Source organism: Paenibacillus andongensis (assembly GCF_025369935.1).
In the GTDB taxonomy this organism is placed as follows: Bacteria; Bacillota; Bacilli; order Paenibacillales; family NBRC-103111; genus Paenibacillus_E; species Paenibacillus_E andongensis.
Genome location: NZ_CP104467.1, coordinates 3,763,706 through 3,785,468, shown reverse-complemented (window position 1 = coordinate 3,785,468; position 21,763 = coordinate 3,763,706). Strand labels below are relative to the sequence as shown.

Annotated in this window: 24 protein-coding genes, 1 pseudogene and 1 riboswitch; of the genes and pseudogenes, 2 read left to right on the top strand and 23 right to left on the bottom strand. The window is 43.7% G+C overall.

Going from position 1 to position 21,763, the window contains the following annotated elements; genetic code table 11:
- The first annotated feature begins 101 nt into the window (after positions 1 to 101).
- The gene (locus tag NYR53_RS16855; RefSeq protein WP_261306194.1) at positions 102 to 1,358 is read left to right on the top strand and encodes an ATP-binding protein; all 1,257 of its coding nucleotides are present in this window, start codon (positions 102 to 104) and stop codon (positions 1,356 to 1,358) included.
- Positions 1,359 to 1,468: 110 nt separating this feature from the next.
- On the opposite strand, the gene NYR53_RS16850 is transcribed toward NYR53_RS16855, so the two are convergent.
- The gene (locus tag NYR53_RS16850; RefSeq protein ID WP_261306193.1) at positions 1,469 to 1,966 is read right to left on the bottom strand and encodes a DinB family protein; all 498 of its coding nucleotides are present in this window, start codon (positions 1,964 to 1,966) and stop codon (positions 1,469 to 1,471) included.
- 73 nt (positions 1,967 to 2,039) lie between these two features.
- On the opposite strand from NYR53_RS16850, the gene NYR53_RS16845 reads away from it, so the two are divergent.
- Complete coding sequence (locus NYR53_RS16845; protein WP_261306192.1) at positions 2,040 to 2,690, top strand: CGNR zinc finger domain-containing protein; 651 nt, start codon at positions 2,040 to 2,042, stop codon at positions 2,688 to 2,690.
- A 22-nt stretch (positions 2,691 to 2,712) separates the two neighbouring features.
- Here the strand turns inward: NYR53_RS16845 and NYR53_RS16840 are convergent, their stop codons facing one another.
- The 22 genes and pseudogenes from NYR53_RS16840 to NYR53_RS16740 form a co-directional block, all read right to left on the bottom strand.
- A complete protein-coding gene (locus NYR53_RS16840) occupies positions 2,713 to 3,399 on the bottom strand; it encodes a DUF7002 family protein (RefSeq protein ID WP_437180154.1) in 687 nt (228 codons plus the stop codon).
- A gap of 87 nt (positions 3,400 to 3,486) precedes the next feature.
- Positions 3,487 to 3,651 (bottom strand): YozQ family protein, encoded by a 165-nt coding sequence (locus tag NYR53_RS16835; protein WP_261306190.1) that lies wholly within the window; start codon positions 3,649 to 3,651, stop codon positions 3,487 to 3,489.
- Positions 3,652 to 3,741: 90 nt separating this feature from the next.
- Positions 3,742 to 4,704 carry a S8 family peptidase gene (locus NYR53_RS16830; RefSeq protein ID WP_261306189.1) on the bottom strand — a complete coding sequence of 321 codons (963 nt, stop codon included), beginning with the start codon at positions 4,702 to 4,704 and terminating at the stop codon, positions 3,742 to 3,744.
- Between the two features lie 245 nt (positions 4,705 to 4,949).
- Complete coding sequence (locus NYR53_RS34460; RefSeq protein ID WP_367618672.1) at positions 4,950 to 5,033, bottom strand: putative holin-like toxin; 84 nt, start codon at positions 5,031 to 5,033, stop codon at positions 4,950 to 4,952.
- Positions 5,034 to 5,149: 116 nt separating this feature from the next.
- A riboswitch (cyclic di-GMP riboswitch) is annotated at positions 5,150 to 5,230 on the bottom strand.
- Positions 5,231 to 5,400: 170 nt separating this feature from the next.
- Positions 5,401 to 6,591, bottom strand: coding sequence for an alanyl-tRNA editing protein (locus tag NYR53_RS16825; RefSeq protein WP_261306188.1), 1,191 nt, complete (start codon positions 6,589 to 6,591; stop codon positions 5,401 to 5,403).
- Between the two features lie 37 nt (positions 6,592 to 6,628).
- Complete coding sequence (locus NYR53_RS16820) at positions 6,629 to 7,267, bottom strand: ThuA domain-containing protein (RefSeq protein WP_261306187.1); 639 nt, start codon at positions 7,265 to 7,267, stop codon at positions 6,629 to 6,631.
- A 24-nt stretch (positions 7,268 to 7,291) separates the two neighbouring features.
- Positions 7,292 to 8,026 (bottom strand): SDR family NAD(P)-dependent oxidoreductase, encoded by a 735-nt coding sequence (locus NYR53_RS16815; RefSeq protein WP_261306186.1) that lies wholly within the window; start codon positions 8,024 to 8,026, stop codon positions 7,292 to 7,294.
- A 38-nt stretch (positions 8,027 to 8,064) separates the two neighbouring features.
- Positions 8,065 to 8,823: a class I SAM-dependent methyltransferase gene (locus NYR53_RS16810; protein WP_261306185.1), complete on the bottom strand. Its 759-nt coding sequence runs from the start codon at positions 8,821 to 8,823 to the stop codon at positions 8,065 to 8,067.
- A gap of 221 nt (positions 8,824 to 9,044) precedes the next feature.
- Positions 9,045 to 9,827 (bottom strand): phytanoyl-CoA dioxygenase family protein, encoded by a 783-nt coding sequence (locus tag NYR53_RS16805; RefSeq protein WP_261306184.1) that lies wholly within the window; start codon positions 9,825 to 9,827, stop codon positions 9,045 to 9,047.
- 31 nt (positions 9,828 to 9,858) lie between these two features.
- Positions 9,859 to 11,046: a GntR family transcriptional regulator gene (locus NYR53_RS16800; protein WP_261306183.1), complete on the bottom strand. Its 1,188-nt coding sequence runs from the start codon at positions 11,044 to 11,046 to the stop codon at positions 9,859 to 9,861.
- On the bottom strand, positions 11,012 to 12,202 hold the full coding sequence (locus tag NYR53_RS16795) for a trans-sulfuration enzyme family protein (RefSeq protein ID WP_261306182.1): 1,191 nt from the start codon (positions 12,200 to 12,202) through the stop codon (positions 11,012 to 11,014). The genes NYR53_RS16800 and NYR53_RS16795 overlap by 35 nt, the downstream gene beginning before the upstream one ends.
- Positions 12,203 to 12,219: 17 nt before the next feature.
- Positions 12,220 to 13,050 carry a carbohydrate ABC transporter permease gene (locus NYR53_RS16790; protein WP_261306181.1) on the bottom strand — a complete coding sequence of 277 codons (831 nt, stop codon included), beginning with the start codon at positions 13,048 to 13,050 and terminating at the stop codon, positions 12,220 to 12,222.
- On the bottom strand, positions 13,051 to 13,932 hold the full coding sequence (locus NYR53_RS16785) for a carbohydrate ABC transporter permease (protein ID WP_261306180.1): 882 nt from the start codon (positions 13,930 to 13,932) through the stop codon (positions 13,051 to 13,053). It lies immediately after the preceding gene.
- Positions 13,933 to 13,997: 65 nt separating this feature from the next.
- Positions 13,998 to 15,368: an ABC transporter substrate-binding protein gene (locus NYR53_RS16780; RefSeq protein WP_261306179.1), complete on the bottom strand. Its 1,371-nt coding sequence runs from the start codon at positions 15,366 to 15,368 to the stop codon at positions 13,998 to 14,000.
- A 141-nt stretch (positions 15,369 to 15,509) separates the two neighbouring features.
- Positions 15,510 to 15,791, bottom strand: a complete 282-nt coding sequence (locus NYR53_RS16775) for a late competence development ComFB family protein (protein WP_261306178.1) — start codon at positions 15,789 to 15,791, stop codon at positions 15,510 to 15,512.
- A 217-nt stretch (positions 15,792 to 16,008) separates the two neighbouring features.
- Positions 16,009 to 16,554 (bottom strand): DinB family protein, encoded by a 546-nt coding sequence (locus tag NYR53_RS16770; RefSeq protein WP_261306404.1) that lies wholly within the window; start codon positions 16,552 to 16,554, stop codon positions 16,009 to 16,011.
- Between the two features lie 83 nt (positions 16,555 to 16,637).
- A complete protein-coding gene (locus NYR53_RS16765) occupies positions 16,638 to 16,991 on the bottom strand; it encodes a DUF6463 family protein (protein ID WP_261306177.1) in 354 nt (117 codons plus the stop codon).
- Between the two features lie 54 nt (positions 16,992 to 17,045).
- On the bottom strand, positions 17,046 to 17,291 hold the full coding sequence (locus NYR53_RS16760) for a hypothetical protein (protein WP_261306176.1): 246 nt from the start codon (positions 17,289 to 17,291) through the stop codon (positions 17,046 to 17,048).
- A gap of 22 nt (positions 17,292 to 17,313) precedes the next feature.
- Positions 17,314 to 18,489: an ArsA family ATPase gene (locus NYR53_RS16755; protein WP_261306175.1), complete on the bottom strand. Its 1,176-nt coding sequence runs from the start codon at positions 18,487 to 18,489 to the stop codon at positions 17,314 to 17,316.
- A 47-nt stretch (positions 18,490 to 18,536) separates the two neighbouring features.
- Positions 18,537 to 19,010, bottom strand: coding sequence for a MarR family winged helix-turn-helix transcriptional regulator (locus NYR53_RS16750; protein WP_261306174.1), 474 nt, complete (start codon positions 19,008 to 19,010; stop codon positions 18,537 to 18,539).
- Between the two features lie 192 nt (positions 19,011 to 19,202).
- Entirely contained in the window at positions 19,203 to 20,690 is a 1,488-nt protein-coding gene (locus NYR53_RS16745) for a phospholipase D-like domain-containing protein (protein WP_261306173.1), read from the bottom strand.
- 218 nt (positions 20,691 to 20,908) lie between these two features.
- Positions 20,909 to 21,750, bottom strand: a pseudogene (locus tag NYR53_RS16740) (uroporphyrinogen-III synthase).
- Positions 21,751 to 21,763 lie beyond the last annotated feature (13 nt).

Below are 21,763 nucleotides of genomic sequence, written 5' to 3'. Positions count from 1 at the left end.
TCCTGAAGTAGCTGCTCTTCCGTAATTCCAAAGAGGAAGTTTCCACAGATACATCGAATATTTGTATGGTAAATTATTTCCGAGCTAGCAAGGGGGCTTTTATGCTTTATATCAAAGATATTTTGCTGCAATTACTGTTCGCCTTAACTCCCTTTGTTCTTTATAACATCTACTACCGTGATAAAACCGCAAACTATTCCAAACGATTTATCACTTTTACGTGTATGATTTGCCTGTTTATGTCCATGACCTTTCCTTCTAGCGTGCAGAACGGAATCATTTTTGATATCCGTTACGTGATCATGTTTTTCGGAATGGTTTACGGCGGTATGACTACTGGATTTATATTACTTGTTGAGTTTGTTTTGTACCGCCTCCTAATAGGCGGACAAGGACTATTTTCAGCGATGATTATTCTTGTGATTACTTTTAGTTTATCTGCCCTATTATCATTCTTATATCGCCGACGCTCCGAGTACCGAAACCTAATAACTTTCCTAGCTGGGTTAAGCTTTTCCGCTATACCTATTTGTGTAATGTTTGTAACTGAACGTAAATATATAGTCGAGCACTTGACGTTTAATATCCTAGCCATGCCCGTACAAAATTCCTTGGGTATTTGGTTATTGATTTCCCTTTTCAATAAGGCTGTTTCGGATAAGCAGCTATTCCAGAAATATCTTCAAAACGAAAAAGTTGAAACCATCGCTCACGTTGCCGCCTCACTTGCCCATGAAGTACGCAACCCACTTACAGCCGTAATGGGATTCTTGAAATTAATTCGTAATGATTCGATCTCCAAAGAAAAGATCAACTATTATATTGATATTTGTGTGGAAGAGATGAAGCGAACCGAAGTCATTCTTTCCGAATATCTATCCATAGCTAAACCTAGCAGTCCAACTTATGAACATGTGGATCTTGTGCCGCAGTTAAACTCCGTTATAGAAATCATGACACCATACGCTAACATGAATAATGTCGCATTAGAAGTACACCATCAGGGGCAAGAACTATATATATCTGCGAATCCAAATGAAATCAAACAACTACTCATTAATTTTATCAAAAATGCCATTGAGGCATGCTCTTATATCTCAAGAGGAAAAGTCAGCATTCAGATGGCTACCGAATCCCAAATTTATGCCAAGATAACGATCCATGATAATGGGGTTGGCATGAGCAACGAGCAGTTGGAGCGGCTTGGCACCATTTACTTCTCAACGAAAAGCCAAGGGACAGGATTAGGACTAACCTCATCTTATCAATTAATCCGTTCGATGAACGGTGCTGTCAATGTTCGGAGTACGTTAGGAAAAGGAACAGAATTCGTTATCTCGTTGCCTTTAACCAACTGACAATTTACTTTAAGGCTTAATGCAAGATGGATAATAAATGAGAAAAAAGACACCCCGAGGTGTCTTTTTTTCATGCCAAACATATGGCATACTCTTTAGTCGTAGCCCCATTAGTCAAAAGAACGACGAGATGGCCAAGACCCTTGCAGCTTTCGAATGAACATGATCTGACCCGTGTGATAAGCGTCATGCATAATAAGGCTATTCACCCACCGGCCAACAGATTGAGACCGATTAGGGAATATGTACTCGAAATCTTCCTCATCCCAGCGTGCGATCTGTTCACGAATTCCTTGATGAATGGATTGCAAACGGTCCAAGGTTTCTTGCCAATCCTTATTCGAAGATGACTGCACGGCAAAAGTATCGTCATTGGTCAGTCCATCAGGATAATCGGATTCTTCACCCGTCATTCTTTTCAATAATCGTTCTTTATAAAAAATCAGATGATGGACATTTTCCCAGATCGTGTTGACAGCTTCACCCTCAGGCCGCCAATTGGCTTGCTCTGCGGACAGTTCTTTTAATGCATCCGTAAGTGGCGGATACCAGTCTTCCTTCTCATAACAGCTATCCCATCCGTGAAGCAGCAGCTCAACTTTATTCATTACATATCCTCCTTAGATAACACTTATGTAACCACCTAAATATTATTTATTGGTTACATAAGTGTAATTTAACATGGAATATTATGGAGGTCAAGTAACTAGCAAAATTAATTTTAAGGTGTTACAATATGTTAAAAAAAGAACGGGGTTACCAGCTATGCTGTGGGACGATTTCCTGAATAGTTTACATCATGATTGGCGAGGTGACGGAGCCGTCGATGATCGCCTAGATCAACCAGAATGGTTGGATCAATGGGTTGCGGAGCACCAACTTTCCGTTGATCATCGCCCTACTCCTAAAGAATTAAATGCGCTGAAGCAGTTAAGAACGCTCCTTCATCGGATAGTGACGGATTTCGTAGCCAATTCCTCGCCTAAGGAGGAAGATATAGAAGCTCTCAACAAAGTCATGGCTGAAGGGGCTGTTATTCGTCAACTTGCAAGAACCAATGAACGTTATCAATTAAATTTGAATGCAATCGGTCATCAATGGTCTCATATTCAGGCTGAGATTGCATCCTCAATGGCACAAATGATAGCTGAGGGAGAACCCTCTAGGATACGCATTTGCGATAATCCAAACTGCTTATGGGTTTATTATGATGATACTCGCAACCGCTCCAAAAGATACTGTGATGACAAGCTGTGCGGTAATTTAATGAAAGTACGTCGATTCCGCGCACGACAAAAAGCAGCTGCCGATTTGCCCAAGCATGAGCACTAACGACAACTGCTTATGTCGAGTATCATTTTGCACTCAAATCAGACAGAGGCTGCATCAAACTTCTCCAGCTCTCGGGTACATCTTCCCTTTTATTGACGTAAACGGTTTGCAAATATTTTGACACTCTCGTAACTTCGCCTTCAATTAAAATCTCTCGTATTTCGGATGCCTTTGTTGGCACTAAGTTATTCCATACAAGCTTGAATTCATCTATAGGTAGAAACATATCCAAGCTTTTCTTGTAGGAACAACGAGTTGGATATCGCGGTGAGCTTCCTGAATCGTATTTAGATAGCTTAACTGCGGAATAATGCTCGGTTAACAATGCGTACGCATCAAATTCCAAAACAGCAAACCCTTCATCCGGTTCTCTTCGTGCATAGGTGTCCATCATTTTCTTACAATCCCTTAAGGTAGGCCAAAAAAATACATGCTTGTCCAAACACGCCCGAAATTGTTCCTGTGTGATTGCCGCATCGATCATGCTGTTAGCTATCCTCAGATGAGCATTTAGTGTGATCGTATATTCATGATAGTTCACTTTCTCGGGCTTTAATCGGCGCTCACCTGTAGGAATGGGATTTATTTGATAACTGGCCAATAGCTGGTCGAAATGTGCCATAACCGCTAAATTCCTTACTCTAGTAAAATGGAATAAGTGCTTTCTGCTCTTTGCTTTTGTTATTGCAGTTACAACAGCGTCACACATCGTTTTGCTCCTCTAACCTCCATCCTGTTGTTCTCCATGTCTTATACGTTATAGAAGCCTTAACCGGTTAACGGTCAAGGCTTCCAGTTATTTTTGCCCGGATTCGAAAGGTTCGTCCGTTATTTTGACCTCACCATCAGCAAGCTGGTGTATACCGTCGCTCGTCCCCGCTGCATACACATCCGATATTTGTTCATGCGTAAGTGAACTGCCTTCTAATTTTTTGTCATAGGAATCCTTATCCTTTTTCACCGCATTCACCTCCATTTTCCTTCTATATCCGATATAGTTTGTACGTTCTGCCTGAATCTATACAATGAACCATGTCTTTTCTGCCATTCATCATAAGCTCAGTAATTTAGCAACGAATTTAGGATTAAATACTTCGGAGAGCTCGTCCATGACAGTTAAATAGACAAGCCCATTGCCTTCAAGTTTCGCAGAATTCCCTAAGGGTACAGTTCTTTTAATTAATTGGGCATACAGCTCACGCTCTGTGAGTGTTCGCTCGAAGCTTGCATTCACAAGTACTTTTATTAGCGCCATTGCTCCGGCGACATGTGGAGTTGCCATAGAAGTTCCGCTTAATGTCGCATACGTTCCGTTTAAATAGGTTGATAAAATTTTCTCTCCTGGGCCCACTAAATCGACTTCATTGTTCGAATTCGAAAAATTGGAAGAGTGTCTCTCCAAGTCAATCGCACCTACGCTAATGACTTCGTTATAACAACCTGGATAGTCAAACTCATCTGTTGAATCAACGCCATCGCCTTCATTACCTGCCGCACAAATCACTAGAATGTTAGCGGCAACGGCTTTTTGAATAGCTTCGTGTAACGCAGGAAGATTTTCTGGACCGCCAAGGGACATGGAGATAATATCCGCTTTTTGTTCGACCGCATAGTTAATGCCATTAATGATCCACTCGTATTGACCAGACCCATGTTTATCAAGGACCTTAATAATAAGCAGATTAGCCTCAGGAGCTACACCGACAACACCATTATTGTTTTTGGTCGCAGCGATTGTACCAGCAACATGCGTGCCATGACCATTGTAATCCATGTATACATCCGTCTTGCCGCCATCATCATTCGTAAAATTAATTCCGCCTATGATTCGTTCTTTTAAGTCAGGGTGAGTGAGATCGCAACCAGTATCCAATATGGCAACCGTTATCCCCTTCCCTTTGGTTTGTTCCCAGATTTTTGGGGCTTGAATCATTTCCACCCCTGTTGGAATTTCATTGACCTGTTCAATCTTCTCAAGAACTTGAAACGGAATCACATGCACTTGTCGCTCCATTTTTATTCCCTCCTAATTAGGATAAAATAATAAAAGCTTGATTCATTCAAATTTGATGTTGATCGACGGGTTATCTCTATGCTATTATTTGGGAGAACATTTTTACCTTATCGTTGGTTTTTGCTAAAAAAAACAAGAGTGCTACCAACACTCCTGTTTTTTAGATACATTGGCTTTTGGGACCTCCTGGGGCTAATGGTTCATACACACCTACCTGATCGTTTAGCGGCGAAGGGGTAGGTTTTTTAGTGTATTCTAACAATAATTAACGCTATAAAAGTTAACAATGCCAAGAGGAAACTCCCAAATTGAAGAATCAACTTTATCATTTCATCTGGTTTCACCTTTACCCTCCTCCTTCCTGACGAAAGGGAGATCCGGGTGGCCTAGTATCTAACTAAAGTGTCTGCAAGAAGTCATTTTGGACAGAAAAAGCCTACCCTCATGTGATAGCTGGCTGGCATAGTTTCCCTTAGCCCCTCTAGCTTTGCGTCACCGCCTTTAAACGGTTTTGCCAATAACGTGGGTAGACTTCTATATACTGTAAATCTATTATATGCCTATTTATTATATAAGAATATAGGGAGTAAGTCACATTATAGATTGTAAGTGCATACAACAAATTTGTCGAACTGAATCAAGAAATACACCGAATCATTGAAAATCGTCTTTCGACTAGTTCAAAAGCAATGTATGCTAAATCTTCGCCCCTAATTTCTCATTAAACTGCCGGATTGTGAACTCATAGAAAGCAAAGGCTTCCTCCCAGGTCTGGAATCCCGCCTGCGCGATGATATCGCTGCCTCCGCCTTTTCCATTGTAAGTTCCTACATATTCTTTGAAGAAGGCACCGCAAGAAAGGGGACAATTACTGTTGTTAGCAAGAATAACTTTGTTCTCAGCAACAGTAGCGAGCAGTACTGGTGTATCACTTTCCGAAGCTAGCTTAACCGCCAGACTTTGTAAATCTTTAAACGTCTTATCCTCAAACACACTTGCTATCAATTTGCCATCACTGCTTGATAACAGCTCCTGAGCCACATAAGCGTTGTTTCTTTCTTTGAGAGCAACAATTTCAGACTGAAGCTGCTTTTGTTCATTTTCCCACTTTTCAATTCGATCGATAATCTCGTCTTTACCCGTTTTGAATTTGGATGACAAGGCACCCAAAATCCGCTGGTTTTCATTAAACTCCTTCAAGGCGCGATAACCGCATAAGAAGTAAATCCGAGTGTTTCCCTTTTGTTTTTCGGCTTTCAGCAGCTTTATCATACCAATTTCGCCCGTTGATGAGACATGTGTCCCACCGCAAGCGTTGTGTTCCACACCTTTTATCTCGACAATTCGAATATGATCCGTCACTTTGGGCTGTTTCACTAGCTGCAGTTGAGCAGCTTCTTCTTGGGTTACAAAATAACTAACAATGCTGTTGTTCAGGTAAATTTGACGGTTCACTTCATTCTCAATGGAAGCAAGCTGGTTCAGCGTCAGTTCTGGCTGTTCCACATCGATGGTGGCATAATCGTTACCTAAATGAAAGCTAACTGTCATGGCCTGATAGAGATCACGGCACACTGCAGAGAGCAGATGCTGGCCGCTATGCTGCTGCATATGGTCGAATCTTCGATTCCAATCGATTTGGCAAGTTACCTTGCTCTCATCGGGAAGTCGTGCCAGCTTGTGCAGCACTTCATCCTCTTCATTGATCACATCGAGCACAGGAATCCCGTTCATATAGCCAACATCGCAAGGCTGTCCGCCCCCATGTGGATAGAAAGCTGTCTCCTTCAGGATGACATAATACCCATCTTCTCTTTCAAGCGTTTGGAGAATGTCTGTTTGCCATTCGGTTACATAAGCGGAATTGTAATATAGTTTTATGGACATGATGATTTCCTTTCTCTTGCTAGACATTACAAAATCATTAACTGCTAGCGCTTAACCAACGTGCGCTGTTGAGCACAAGTCGCCTATAAGCATCCGCTTTAAATGATGGAGCATGATGCCCGGGTTGTAAATAGATAACTTTCCCAAGACCGTAAGCTTGCTCCCAGGCAGCTGGATACCTATTTCCTTCAAATTCGTACTCTAGAAATGCGGTTTTCTTGGTAAAAGGGTCAAAATCGAACATATAGGGCTCTTCCTCCATGCTGAAGTCCTCGACACCCTCGAGTAATGGATGATTGTCCGCAGATCGATAATAGTCCAGAGATTGGTAAGGGGGGTGGCCTGTAAACTTAGCTCCGATCATATGAATCAGCTCGTAACTGCGTTGAACTGAAATCCCATTATGGATCACAAGCAGGCCGCCTCCACCCGCCACATATTGAATCAAACCGGCTGTTTGTTGCAGAGTAAGATCACGGTTCCAGCAATCCGTATAGGAAATGCAAAGTGGAAATTGTTTCCGATCCAATGCCGTGAAATGGTTGTAGTCCTCCGTACTCGTAATCAGAAAATCTTCGCCAAGAATTCCACTAAGCTCCTGCTTGGCAGGCTCCAATGGATGCCATGGAGCATCTGTCATGTCACCGACCAAAAGTACATTCGTAATATCACTCACGGCTCTACTCCCTCACCTTTTGATTTACCAAGGCAATTCCTTTCCGGTGTCTGCTTCAAGATAAACCGGCTTTTCGCGCAGCGTTTCTTTAGTTTCTTTATATTCCTCTATTCGTTTCAAAATATTAGCAGCCGCTTGTTCCGCTGTATACGTACCCGCCTCGTTCCATGTGCCGCTCATATACGTTTTGACCCAACCAGGATGGAGAATGAGGACACGTCCGCCTTCTTTACGAATCTGGTTGTGGATGATCGTGGAACCCATATTGAGCGCGGCTTTGGCCATACAGTAACCGAACCACGCTTCACGCCCGCTAATGCCAATGCTGCCAGCTTCCGAAGAAATATTGACAATTAGCTTGCCGCCATCCATAATAGGCTCAATTAAGGCGTTCGACATTCGGATAGCACCGAGGGCTGTCACGTTGTAAACACGCTGAATTTCATCGAAATCGAGCTCGTCTTTCACTGTTTTTTCCGTATCGCCAAGGATAGCGGCATTGTTGATTAAGATTTCCAGCTTAGATGTTTTGCTTTGAATGAAGCTAGCGGCGTTCTTTACGCTTTCGTCCGATCCTACGTCCAACACAAATGCGTGCAGCTGATTTGGGAATTGAGCTGCCAACTGGTCTATATCTATGTTGGATTCCATGATACCCCCCGCATAAACCGTATACCCTTCACGCAATAATGACCTCGTAAGCGCTAGGCCAATCCCTCTATCCGTTCCCGTTACACAAGCCGTTTTATTGTTCGACAATTGAACGTCCTCCTCCGAATAGATTGATCGCGCTTTTACTAAACCTCTCCCCAATATACCTCAGTTTCATAGTCGAAAAACACATTTCCACCTTGCTCATGCCGTTCAAATAGTTGCTGCAGTTCCGTCATCATCGGCGCAAAATTGGGGTGCTCAGGTACGGGAATGTAGGAAGATGACATCAACCTCCCCTTCAAACCTTCAAAATCAAAAACCTGTGTTATCGAGAATCGTTCTACCTGCATACTCTCGTTCTTAAAGAAAGACGCCAGCGTTTCCTGCGAAATATTTTTATGAGTAACTTTTTCATAATCGCTTCCGAATGTACGAAGCAGTAAATCGTACTCTTCTCTGAAGGCATTGCCATGTTCCAGACGCGAGTTCCAGATTAGCAGCCCCTTCCCGCCAGGCTTCAGGATCCGATGGAATTCGGTTTGCGCGGCCGTACGATCAAACCAATGAAACGCTTGGGCACAGACGATAAAGTCGACGGACTCATTCGGTAGACCAGTCACTTCAGCAGACCCAGGCACGGTACGGAAGTTTGCATCTCCGCTTAGCATTTGCTCAGCGGCTTCCCGCATCGCTTGGTTCGGTTCAACAGCGATGACTTGGCTTCCTCTTTGTAAGAGCAGCTTTGAAAAAATACCTGTCCCTGCGCCAATGTCCGCAACTACTGCATTTGCGCGCAGACCAACGACGTCGTACAAATAATCAATAGCCTCTTTCGGATAACTAGGGCGGAATTTCACATAGGTATCAACACGATTCGAAAAACGGTCTTTAGGATTATTCATCTCATACCTCTCCCATCTGATTATATATCCTTCTGCAAACAAAGTGGCCATCTGTTGTTGAGTCAAATAATGATTTCAATTGTTTCATTTGGTGAAACGATGTTTCATAATATACATCACTATCATATTCAATTATTTAGCAAAAGTCCATTACAAATACATCGCTTTACAACACAAAAAACGACCGCTAAACTCGCGGCCATTCCAGCTTTTATTCAACTTCAGCTATTCTCGAATTCAGTAGGATAACTAGCTCCGAAGGGCGCATCCGGTCTTGTAAATTGTCCCATTAAATAACGGCGTGTTGGTGTTGTGCGATCTAAAAATTCTTGATTATTCTCGAAACGATCTGAGCAACGAACCCACGGCGGACTATAAATATAGTGCATCGTATACCGGTCGTAATCACCATCATGAGCAAAAGTCCGGTGCCAGACGGCATTATGAAAAAATAAGACCGATCCCGCCGGTGCACAGATGACATGACCGATTGGAACATCATCCTTGGCTGTTCTAATCACACCTGGCAGCTGCACTTGGCTTCTATGGCTGCCTGGGATCATCTCCATATTCCCTGTTCTTGGTATGGTTTGGTCCGTCAATAAGAAGGAAGCACGAAGTTGAATAAGTGGTATTGGATAGCCAAGTTTGCTAAATTCATAGGCACCTGACCCATCCTGATGCCAACCGCCCACCCCGCCGAATGCCGGCTGTTTGGTACACCAGGCAGACTGTAAAATGAAGCGATCTCCGTAGAGCGCCCTAACTTTAGGCAATACAGCGGGATGATCCATCAATCGCTCCAAAGCGGACTCCGTTTCAAAACCTTTCCCCACCTGTGCCCAACCTTTAGTACCCTCTGACTCGTGCAAGCGGATGGATGCTTCCAGGCATTCCTTCACCTCCTCTGCGGAGAGTACGTTAGGAATAACCAGATAGCCCCATGATTCGAACATAAACCGATCAAGCTCCGTAAATTCTCCTGGGCTGGATATAGGATTCATCGTATAAATCCTCCTTTTTTTAAACAAATGATTATTTCTTAACTGATAGTTCTTCCGTAGATTCACCACACACTAAGGCCGATTTTACAATAACTTTATTGGGCTCAGTCACACTCTCCTGGTTATTCAGCAATCTAAGCAGAAGTTCAGCCGATTTAGCACCAATTTCCAGCTCATGTTGGTCTATATGCGTGAATGTAGGTTTTTCGTCAATCGCTGATGAGGGATTATCGTACGTTAAAATAGAAAGATCGCGCGGTACTTTCATTCCCAGTTTTTCAACCATATCGGCTATATTCATGCCCAACTTCAAATTCAATGTAATGAACGCGGTTGCTGTGCGATATTTGAGATAATGATATAACGGGTGCTTTTCGATTGGGATCGTATCCGTTAATTGAAAATCTGTCACGATTAAAGCTGGGTTAATCATCGAACCTTTTTGTTTCAGTGCTTCCATATAGCCGCGAATCCGCTCATCGACAGTCATTGTATGGATCGAAATATCGGAGCAAATAGCAATGTCCCTATGGCCTAGCTCCCACAGATGGTTGACCGCTAATTGAGCGCTCATCCAATTATCCGAACAGACACAATGGGTATCAAAGCCTGGCAAGTAGCGGTCAATGAGCACGAACGGGAATTTCCGCAGTTTCAGTACCAAGATTTCTTCATTGTACGTTTCAGCGTCATTCGGAAAAATAATAAGTCCAGCGGCCCCATTCTTAATCAGTTCCTGAATCGCCTCCTTTTCCCGCTCCTTGTTATTATGAGTTAGCACTATCGACACATAATAATCGGTGTTCGCGAGCACGGAATGGATTCCTTTTAATAATCGGATAGCAAAGAAATCCTCAAGTAAGGGTAGAACGAAGCCGATCATTTTACGGGAGGACGCACGCTCATCAGGCTCTATCACATCTAAAGAGTCAAGCTGCTTGTTCTCCAGGCTCTCAATTGCTTCCGAGCGGGCTTCTGGACTAACGAAGCTTCCTCTCCCTGGAATTCGGTAAATCCAACCGTCTTTCGCCAGCTGCGTAAGCGCATTGGAAACCGTCATTCGACTGACTCCGAATTGCTCCATCAGCTGCTTTTCTGTCGGAAATTTGTCGTTCTCCTCCATAGCGCCTAATTGGATCAATTGTTTAAAATGCTCTTGGATCTGCAAGTATAGCGGTTGTCGTTCATCCGTCCTGGCTGATACCCGCATTCTGCTCATATATCTCCCCCTCTGAAGGGCTCTGTGTGACAGATCGCCATGCTTCTTCCATATCCCGAATTAAATCATCCGGATCCTCGGAACCTATATAGAGTCGAACAAGCGAGCCAGCTTGCTGATCATCGTTATTTAAGGCATTTACATTGACTAAGCTTTCGAAACCGCCCCAACTGGCTCCAATCCGGAAATAGTGCAGATGATCCGCCCAAGCCCTTAATTTGACAACCGACTCATCGGATTCGAAGGAAAATAAACTGCTGTATCCCGACATCTGCGTACGAGCCAGCTCATGCTGAGGGTGGTTGGTTAACCCCGGATGATTAACCTTCCGGACATAATGCTGCCTGCCTAAATAATCAGCGACCTTCAGCCCGCTCGTTTCATGCCGCTGCATCCGCATTGGCAGTGTACGCAGCCCCCGCGTAACCAAGCCCGCTGTCTGTGGCGTCATAATGCCGCCGAACAACATATATTCCGTTGACATGAGTGGGTCCATGAATCTGTGAGAGCCGACCACAACTCCCCCTACGCAATCGCTATGACCAGAGATGTACTTCGTGATTGAATGGACGACGAGGCTGACCCCCATCGTGAGCGGATTTTGATGACAAGGTGTTGCCCACGAATTATCGAGAATCGTCTCTGCTCCAATATGTTGAGCCAGCGCCACGCAACTTCGGATATCTTGGAGCTGGAACATCATGCTAGTCGGGCTCTCCAAATACAGCAGTTTAGTATTCGGCTGAACGGCACGTTGCCAATTTGCCAATGAGCTGCCATCGACAAAAGTCGTCTCGACCCCAAACTTTTGCAAATAGACACCTAGAAATTCTCGTGTCGGTCCGTACGCCTGATGAGTGCAAATGACGTGATCACCTTGCTTGACTATAGACATAATCGCTGCCGAAATCGCCGCCATTCCGGACGCAAAGCACTTGGCCCTTTCCCCTTGCTCTAGCTGGGCGAGCTTGTCCTCCAGGTACCTCACCGTAGGATTATTGCCTCTGGAATACACGAAGTTTTCTTGTTCATCGAGTCTTGCCAAGTTGAATTGCTCGTACGTATCGAACGAAAATAAACTCGTCTGATAAATGGGTACACTTATCGCTCCGTGATGACGATCATCGTGCGCGTCATGCGCCACTATGGAGTACATCTTCTCCTTTGCGCTCACTACCCTTTCACCGCCCCTTGAGTCAATCCTTCTACAATAAATCGCTGTGCTAGGGCAAACAACAGTATTGTCGGGAGTACAGACAGAACAGTTCCTGCAGACATGGAGCCCCAATCGACATTAAATTTGAGGATAAAAGAATTCATTGCTACCGGCAGTGTCTTTAACGATTCGTTATCGATAAACATGACGGCCAAGAAAAGCTCGTTCCAGTTCTGGACGAAAGCAAAAATGAACATGGAGGAAATGCCCGGCATCATAATTGGGATAATGACTCGCATGAGGGCAGACAGCTGGGAACAGCCGTCGATCATCGCCGCTTCCTCCAGATTGGAAGGGATTCGCTGAAAGAAGCCTCGCAGCATAATCGTGGAGAACGGAATCAAAATGACCGTATACATGAGGATCAATGAGATTCGCTGATTAAGCAGATGCAAGTTTGACATCATCATGTAAAGCGGAGCCAGCGCAATGAATCCAGGAAGCATCTGGGTGACGAAGAATGCGAGCATAATTTGCTTGTGGCCGCGAAACCGAAATCGTGCGAGTACGTAAGCGCTGCATATGGCGATCACGATTACGATCAGAGCAGAAGAAATCGAGACGAGAAGACTGTTGGCAATATACACGTTAAACTTAGATACTTTGAAAATGTTGACGTAATTTTGAAGTGTGAACTGTTCGGGCCAGTAATGGACGGGATAACTGAATATTTCCTTTTGCGGCTTTAACGAGGTGATGACGATCCAGTATAACGGAAACACCATCACGACGAAGTACACGGAAAGAAAGCCAACTTTGATGAGCCGATACCCATAATTTCGTTTCATTTAGAAGTCACCTACCTTCTCCGACTTCGTTACCATCAAATAAAACAATGTGTACAAAAACAACATGACGATCATAATGACCCCGACTGCTGAGGCAGCCCCATAATCGCCGTCATAAATAATTTTATTGAGCATCAAAGAGGATAAAATGTGGGTCGCCCCTCCCGGTCCGCCATTCGTCATACCGTAAATGAGTGTAGGATCGTTGAAGATCCAAATGACCCGCAGCAGCGTTGTCGCGATGATGGTCGGCATAATGTACGGAATCGTCACATAAAGCAGCTTTCGATAACCGTTCGCTCCGTCGATACTCGCTGCTTCATACAGCTCCGAAGGTATAGATTGCAAAGCAGCCAACAGCATGATGGTAAAAAAGGCTATACCGTACCATACGTTGGCGACGATAACGGAGGACATCGCCCATTTGGGATCCGACAAGAACCCGATCCGATCTTCAATAATACCAAGACGCAATAAGAGATCGTTGATGACGCCGATTTGTGAGTTAAACAGCCACTTCCAAATAAGGCCGATCAGAAATCCCGATAATGCCCATGGATAAAAAATAAAGGCTTGGTACACGCCTCGTCCCCAGAATTTCTTGTTCAGAAACAGCGCCAAGATAAACCCTAATAGAAATTGCAAAATTAAGGAGAAAAACACCCAGTAGGCACTGTTTTTCAGTGCTGCAAGAAATTGATGGTCTCGAAACGCATCAACAAAGTTTTGCATGCCGACAAAATGTACTTGCTTAAGATTGAACAGCTTGTAACTTTGAAACGCCATTACCACGCCCTTAAAGAACGGATAGTAAGTAAAGATCAGTACAAGCAGCAGTGCTGGCAGCAAGCTGGAGAGAATAAATTTTTGCCGAGAACTCACGTGTTCACCCCCCCGGTAAGAAAAAGCGGCAAGCGATGACCGCCCGCCGCTTCCAACTACTTTCGTTATTTTTTCATTCCCGCTTTCTGATCTAACCAAAACTTATCCCATTCCTTCAGCGTATCGTCCGTCGATTTCTTGTCGAGCAAATACGATTGCTGCCCTTTCATGCTGAGTTCACCCCAGCTCCCGTTGCCTGGATATTTGAATGGCGGAGTAAAGTTGACAAAAACATCTGCTTTTGCCGTCATGTCGAGCAGCGTCTTGTAAGGGCCTGTTTGGAAAAACGTATCGGCTGTCGCCGATGTATGAATCGGAATTGTGCCAATTTGCTTAGAAAATTCCGTATTTTCTTTCGGGCTCGAGAGATATGATATCAATTTCCAAGCTTCATTCTTACTTTTGGAATTTGCTGTTACGCCCCATCCAGCAGCCCCGGTACTGACCAGAGATTTGCCGTTAGGACCGAGTGGCATCGCTGCTGTTTCTAATGTTTTGGGGTCCATTTTATCCTGAAGCACCTTGATAACGTCCGGGTCCTGGAGCAAAATACCGGTTACCCCAGATGTAAAGGCTTGAACCTGATCCTGGAATCCCCAGTTGATCGAGTCCGGTGGTGACGCCTCTTTATAAAGCTTCTTGTATAGCTCTAATGCCTGCTTAGCTTCAGGTGTGCTGTACACCGACTTGCCGTCCTTCGTAAACGGCGCATCGTCGAGATTCATCACTTTATCGTTATAATCATAAATCATATGATCGAAGTTGCCGTTAGCTCCCGGACCTCCGCGGAATGAGAAACCGTACCGGTTTTGCTTCGGATCAGTCAGCTTCTTGGCAGAATCGACCAGTTCTTCCCACGTCTTCGGTGCAGTAAGCCCCTTAGCGTCGAACCAATCTTTTCGATAAAACATTTGTCTTTGATAAAGAGCGTTCGCGATAAAGTAGAGTTTGCCATTATTCGAGCCTACAACTTTGGACGTACCAGAGAGCGTTTTACTATCCGCCCAACTTGATGCGTAGGTATCCAATGGTTCCAAATATCCATTATTCACATACTCGGCAATATTCAGATCCCTTACCTCGAGGATGTCGAGTTCTTGCTTGGCAGCAAGCATCGTTCTGATTTTGTTGTCCGCTTGATCGAATGGCGGGGAGATGAGTTCTACTTTGATGGTTGGATTGTCCTTTTGAAACCGAGCAATGGCATCTTGAAGCAGTTTGGTGCGTTCCGGACTCGTTAAACTTTCAATCATATGAAGCGTTACTTGTTTGGCTGGTGCCTCCGTGCTCTTCGCGCTCTCACTGGGCGCGGCCGTATTTCCGCTTGGCGCTGCCGTGTTCTCATTGCTTCCACTCCCGCTACACCCTGCTAAGGTACTTAACAACATAACGCCGGCAAACAAAGTTGTCCATCCTTTGACCACAGCTGCCCCCATATCTTACGCCCCCTCAATTTAGTCATATTCAACTATATTGTCTTAATTAAATAGATATGTCTTAATGCCGCCTCTTTGTTTAATAAAACAAAAAAACGCTAATGACATTCAAATGTCATCAGCGTCTTATGTTCCTTTTACTTATACCCATTCATGAACTAGATGGTTTTGTTTATGCTCTACGACCAGAGCAGCTCGCATGAGCTCTCTCATAACATCGGATTGCAGTTGTGGATTTAAATAGAGGGTTTTGATATACAGCTGGCCTTTTTCACTCGATGTGTATTTGGGAGGTATGCGATTTAAAACTAGAGCAAGAATATCCTCTTTGCAATGCTGACAACCGCATTTGATTTCATAGCTTTTCTGAAACTCTTCAAACAAATTACTAACGATTGCTTCTACTGCATTAACTAATCCCATACTTGTTCAGACCCCTCTATGCCGGCATTTATTTCACTTAACTATCGACTCTATGATTCATTCAACAACCTTTGTCAAAGGGTCTCTTGTACCTATTCAAACATGAATATGTTTAGTAAGTGTTAGGCTGCGATAAATGGAACTTTTACTGAAATTAAACTTTTTTGCAATAAAATAAACGAGAGAGCTCTATATGAGCTCCCTCGTTTTGTTGATATTAAGCGGTTTCCGTGCTGTTTAAATCTGCTTTCAAACGCTCTAATTGTTGCAGATGATGACGATAATGCATCTCAATGAGAGCAAACCATTCTTTCGCGTTAAGCTCGCCTAATCTTGGATGCAGCGCGGTACATTTCGGAGATATGTCCGCAAGCAAAGGTTCGATTTCTTTCATTCTTTGCAATACTGTTTGCATGCCATCGATGATCTGCTGTTTACTAGCTGGCTGCTCGGGCGTATATTGTGGTGAAGCTGGAACTTTAATGCGTACAGGTGGAAAACCACCTAGAGAAAAGATGGCTGCTCCCGCTTCTGTTTTTTCCCCAACTGTATCGACTGCATCTGCACTTTGACTTTGGCATTTCTCAATATTGCCAATCTGCATGAAGAGAGCTGTTTTGATGAGATGGAGGTACAACTGTCCTAGTGACCATTCATCCTCATTGGACTGAAGCTTCAGTTGTTCCATGCTCAGTGGATGCAATTCATCTAGGTAATGGTGCGTAAGTTTCTCAATTCGTTCCAATGTTTCGGCTGTTTTGATCATTTGATTAGCTCCTCTCGAATCTTGTAACATAAGTATACCAAACACTACTGACAGCTGTATGTCAGTAGTGTTTATGCGATTTAAAACTTTCGTATGATATAAAGTCCTTGCGGAATGGCAAGCCAAAAACCCGATATAGGCATTATTATTGCTCCTACAACAGATAAAATGAGCATTTGCCAGCCTACAAAGCGAGGAATCACAAGGCTTTTCTCTTTGGTCATCCAACGCATCATTCGTCCAATCATCCACATCAATACACCAAAAAATAAAAACCAGATTGCTGCCATCTTTTCGAAGGACTGATCAACGGAATTCCACACACCTGCTTTCACCATATCGCTGAGCGGTTTCCAAAACAATATCAAACCGACTGCCGTATGAAGATAAGAAGTCCACTCCATCATCCATCCACTGTGCTTCTGAATGGTCATGCTGCACCTCCTTAAAGTTTCGTTCTACTAAAACTAGCTAACGTAATCAGAGCTTTAATCTTCAACAGGAATCTGTTTCAAATGATTGCTTTCGTTCGCTCGTTTCGTGAAATCATCTTCTTCTAATCTGACAATAGCCGCATCAATTAGAGATTTGACTCCTAATAAGGCTTCTTTTTCCGCTTGTCGAAAATGAACTCTTGCAGCCTCTGGAACGAGTCTTGCCACAGCGATGTTCTTAATTTCCTCGAAGAGGCTAGCAATACTTTCTAAATCCTGCATGTTTGTACGAATGCTCATGAAACCATCTCCTCCTTCCTGTTTACAATTCTTCGTTAGGACCGAAATGAATGGTCAGTATGCCGTCTGCAAGCCGTGCCGCTTCCACCTGACGCCCTAGCAAGACTCTCGGCAGTGCAACGATCCGTCTATAGCTGCCGACCTGCAGGGTCAATTCATCGCCTTTTTGATTTAATTGGAGCTGCTTCTTTTCGGTAAAAGGCAGCGAGATGCGGAGCTCGTATCCTGCTTCTATTTTTCTAACTTCCTCTATGATACCTTTGTGTAAAATCGCACCGCATTCCCGCTCGTGGAACGCCGCCGCTGCAACGCGCTCAAGCATCTCCTTACCAACAACCTCTATAGGCATCAGAGGCACTTTCAGGATCGGGAGAGGACTAAAGCACTGGATGATTTCTTCTTCGTACTTGTTCTGAATTTGTTTCCACTGTGCGAAATACCCTTCGGATGCTTCCTCAGAAAGCACTTTATTCACAATGACCGCATCGGTGTGAAATCCATATAAGTTAAGGTTAGTAAAGGCTCTCCGCGCTTCGGAAATAACCATTTTTTCTGGATTAACAACAAGGCGAATACTCGTGATTTCGGGATCAGCGATGACTTGCTGCAGCTTTTCCAATTGATCGACAACTTGCGTAAAGCTGTCCATAACATCGTCGCTGGGCAGTTCCAAGCCCTTGGATACTTTCATAATTGGGCGGGCTATCTTGAGAATTTTACGCTCGTAAGGAAATATATTTCGCACCCACCATCGTAGGAGCTGAGGATAGCTAAGCAAGCGAAGTGTTTCTCCAGTCGGTGCGCAATCCACAATGATGGCATCATACAGTCCGCTTTCAGCATGCTCTTTAATTCTCAGGAGACTGAACAATTCTTCAAACCCTGGAAATACCATAAGCTCTTCAGATCCGATATCATCCAGGTTAGCCCACTGCATAAAGTTCGAGAACCAACTGCGAACACTCCCCCAATACCGCTGTGTTTCCTTTAAGCTATCGATTTCTTGCGCCCACAATCTCTCATGAATTAAGATGGGTTCATGCTGCAACGGAATACCGAGCGAATCCGATAAGCTGTGGGCAGCATCCGTACTTATCACGATCGTTCGCTTTCCTTCAGCTGCCATTTGGTAAGCCGTTGCTGCGGCGATACTGGTTTTACCTACTCCGCCTTTACCTGTATAAATAATAATGCGCATGCTTTGCACCTCCGTTAGTACGATTTCGTAGTAATTGCACAAAAAAATTAATCGATTTCAATCGTTCTCGTCTGTGTCAATTTCGAAGGTCCGGCAGGATCTGCGTTTTGCTGCAACGCTTTAGCCACTTTCAACGAGAGATGAATAAATTGCTGAAGCTCTTCAGCTGTCAAGGCACGTTCAATACGTCCAAACATGATATTCATCGTACCAAGCGCCTCTTCGGCTATCAGTTCTCCGTCTTCCGTCAATCGATTAACAATAATTCGCTGATCTTGCTGCGATTTCTCTCTATAGATGTAGCCTTTTCGAACTAGCCGCTTGGCAATACTGGTCGCCGTACTAAGAGGCGCACCCAAGTGCTCTGCCATTTGAGACATGGTCAACTGCCCATGAAATTTCAGCAACAGCAATGTAGAAAAATCTGAACTTGTGAGCTGCAATTCCAAATAGGTCGTATCAGGAAACATACTAAGTGGACGAAGTCCATTCTTGAAAATAAGTTCGAACAGCTGCTGCATGAAGATTCCTTTCTTCTTTCATAAACTACGATATCGTAATTAATTCCTGTTTTTAAATTACTACGTATTCGTAGTAATGTCAACTACCAAGTTGGAATTTTTTTCTGGCTGTAAGCGCCTTTCCGCACTTATCGAACGGGCTTGCGCGAAAGTAGTAAAAGCAGGTCGCCATGGCGTCCTGCTCATATAGGTTTATAACAAAGGGGAAAATAGCCGCGCTGTTTGCTCAATTATGCGCTGTGGATAGGTGCGCTGTATCAATTCTTCCATTTGCAAAGGTACGGAATCAAGCAGATCTCGATCGAATTGCTTCGTGAGTTCGCGTCCCACATCGACACTGTATAAAAGTTCAATGACCTCGAAATTTAGTCGAAAACTTCGCATATCGTAATTCGCCGAACCTACGCCAGCCATTTCTTCGTCAATGATCATCACCTTTGCGTGTAACATGCCCTTTTCATACATATAAATTTGAACTCCAGCTTCAATCAATTCTCCATAATATGTACGGCTTGCAGGCCCCACGATTTTAGGAATAACGTGCCGAGGTACTAACAATCTTACTCGTACACCGCGTGCCACTGCTGTCTTCAACGCCATAATGATATCAGATTCAGGCACAAAGTAAGGCGTAGTTATATCTATGGTCTTAGTCGCTTGTGTCAGACAAATGAAGTAAGCCTGCCGCATAACTTCAGTAGGAATACTAGGATTACTTTCTAACGTTTGCATGTACGCATGGTGATGCGACTCTGTGGCAGAAACGGGATCAACACCCGCATCAAATTCCGCGCCCCATTCTTCTGACCACCCGGAAAGTGAAACTTTAGCAGTTGGAATGATTGGCTTTGAACTGTTTCTTATACCTTGTTTAGTCTTCTGCGCCGACTTATTTTTCAACTTTTCCGGCGAAGCAATATGCCAATGGGAGTCGAATATAGTCCGCAAATCGGTTGCTACTTCTCCGACTAATCGTATATGAGTATCACGCCAAAAACCTACTTCCGGCTTTAATCCCGTATATTCATATCCAACATTGATTCCACCTGTGAAAGCTTCGATTCCATCAATGACGACTATCTTACAATGATCCCGATAAGTTAATGTGGGTATCCAAGGATAACGCAATGGAAATATCGTTCTACATTCAATTCCGGCGTTCATCATCCGATTGATCTCATGTTTTGGAAATTGCTTGCTCCCCCATCCGTCTTTAATGAAACGGATCTTTACGCCAGCTTCCGCCCGTTCAATCAGAATATCTGTCATTCGTTTGCCTATCCGGTCATCCCGATATGTGTAATATTCCACTTCAACGGTGCTTTGCGCATTCTGTAGTGATGTATTTAGTTGCTCATAAGTTTCTATACCGTTCGTAAGCAGCTGAACTCGGCCCCTCCTAATTCCATGCACCGTCAACTGACTTAAAGATTGCGCGATGATGGAGGATGCAGGACTAAACGAATTAGGTAATGGATCTGACACATTGTTTGGTGAAGTGAGCCTCTCTTTACGAAAATGCAACGGGTTTGCAATGATTCGATATACAACGAATCCAATAACAGGAAATATTAGACCTATTGCTAGCCAATTCAAAGCTTTTTCCGGACGACGCACATCACGGATCGCTATGATTAACATAAATATTGTATTCAAAACGTAAAGTCCAATAAACCCCATGAAATAGCCCCCTAAAGTTAATTCCAAGGACAACATATAGAAATAAACATCCAAAAACTTGACAACAAAGCTTTTCCTTATGATTCACATACGCACCGAAATGCATACTGAAATATGAAGTACCTTTACTGATAAATAAAAAAACCGCTCATTTCCCGTTAAAGGAATTAAGCGGTACCCGTATCAAAATCTTTTATTAGTCGATCACTGCCATAGCATCAATCTGAACCATAATTTGCAGAACTCTTTGGAACCTTTTGATTTTCATAAAACTTAACTAATTCAATGACCATTGCACCCATCCGTTCAATTTGAGGTACGATGACATGGGCCAACCCTTCTTCTCTCAACGCTTCTTCCGTTACTTTGCCGACCGCGACTGCATACACTTGTGTGTTGAACGATTCTCGAATTAGATCCGTAATCCCCTGACGTTTCGCATATTCAAACAGATAACGTACCTGCACCGCGGTTGTGAAACAAACAGCATCAATCGTTTTCGTTGAAAGTTCATGACACAGCGTCTCCAACGTAGATGATTCCGGCTCAACATGGCGATAAGGCAGCAGTTGAATCACATTCGCCCCCCGATTCTCTAAGAATTGGATCAAATCGGGCTGAGGTTCACCATGTAACTGGACAACGACCGTTTTGCCCGCGAAATCGCAAAGATTCATGCTGCGAATTAATCCTTTCGTCGTGCCATCTTCATCGACAATCTCAGGCTTTATACCTAATTTCTTAAGCAAAGCATACGTCTTATAGCCGCGTGCCGCTACTTTGGTTTCTTTCATTTTTTGAATCAAAGTTGAATGAATGCCTAACCTTTCTGCAGCACCCAGCAGCGTATCAGTTCCAGTGCCTGTTGTAAAAACAAACCAATCCATCGTATTATTCACGCAAAATAATAACTCTCGCTCTATTGTCGACTCATCCAAATATAAAAAGCCTTGTAATGGACGAATGACAGGTATACCCCCTGCTTCTCAATTAATAGGCTCATTTCCTCTGTTTTTCTAGAGCCGGCAATGACGATTTTCTTGTTGTTTAGCTTTTCCATTTTTCTAAATTCC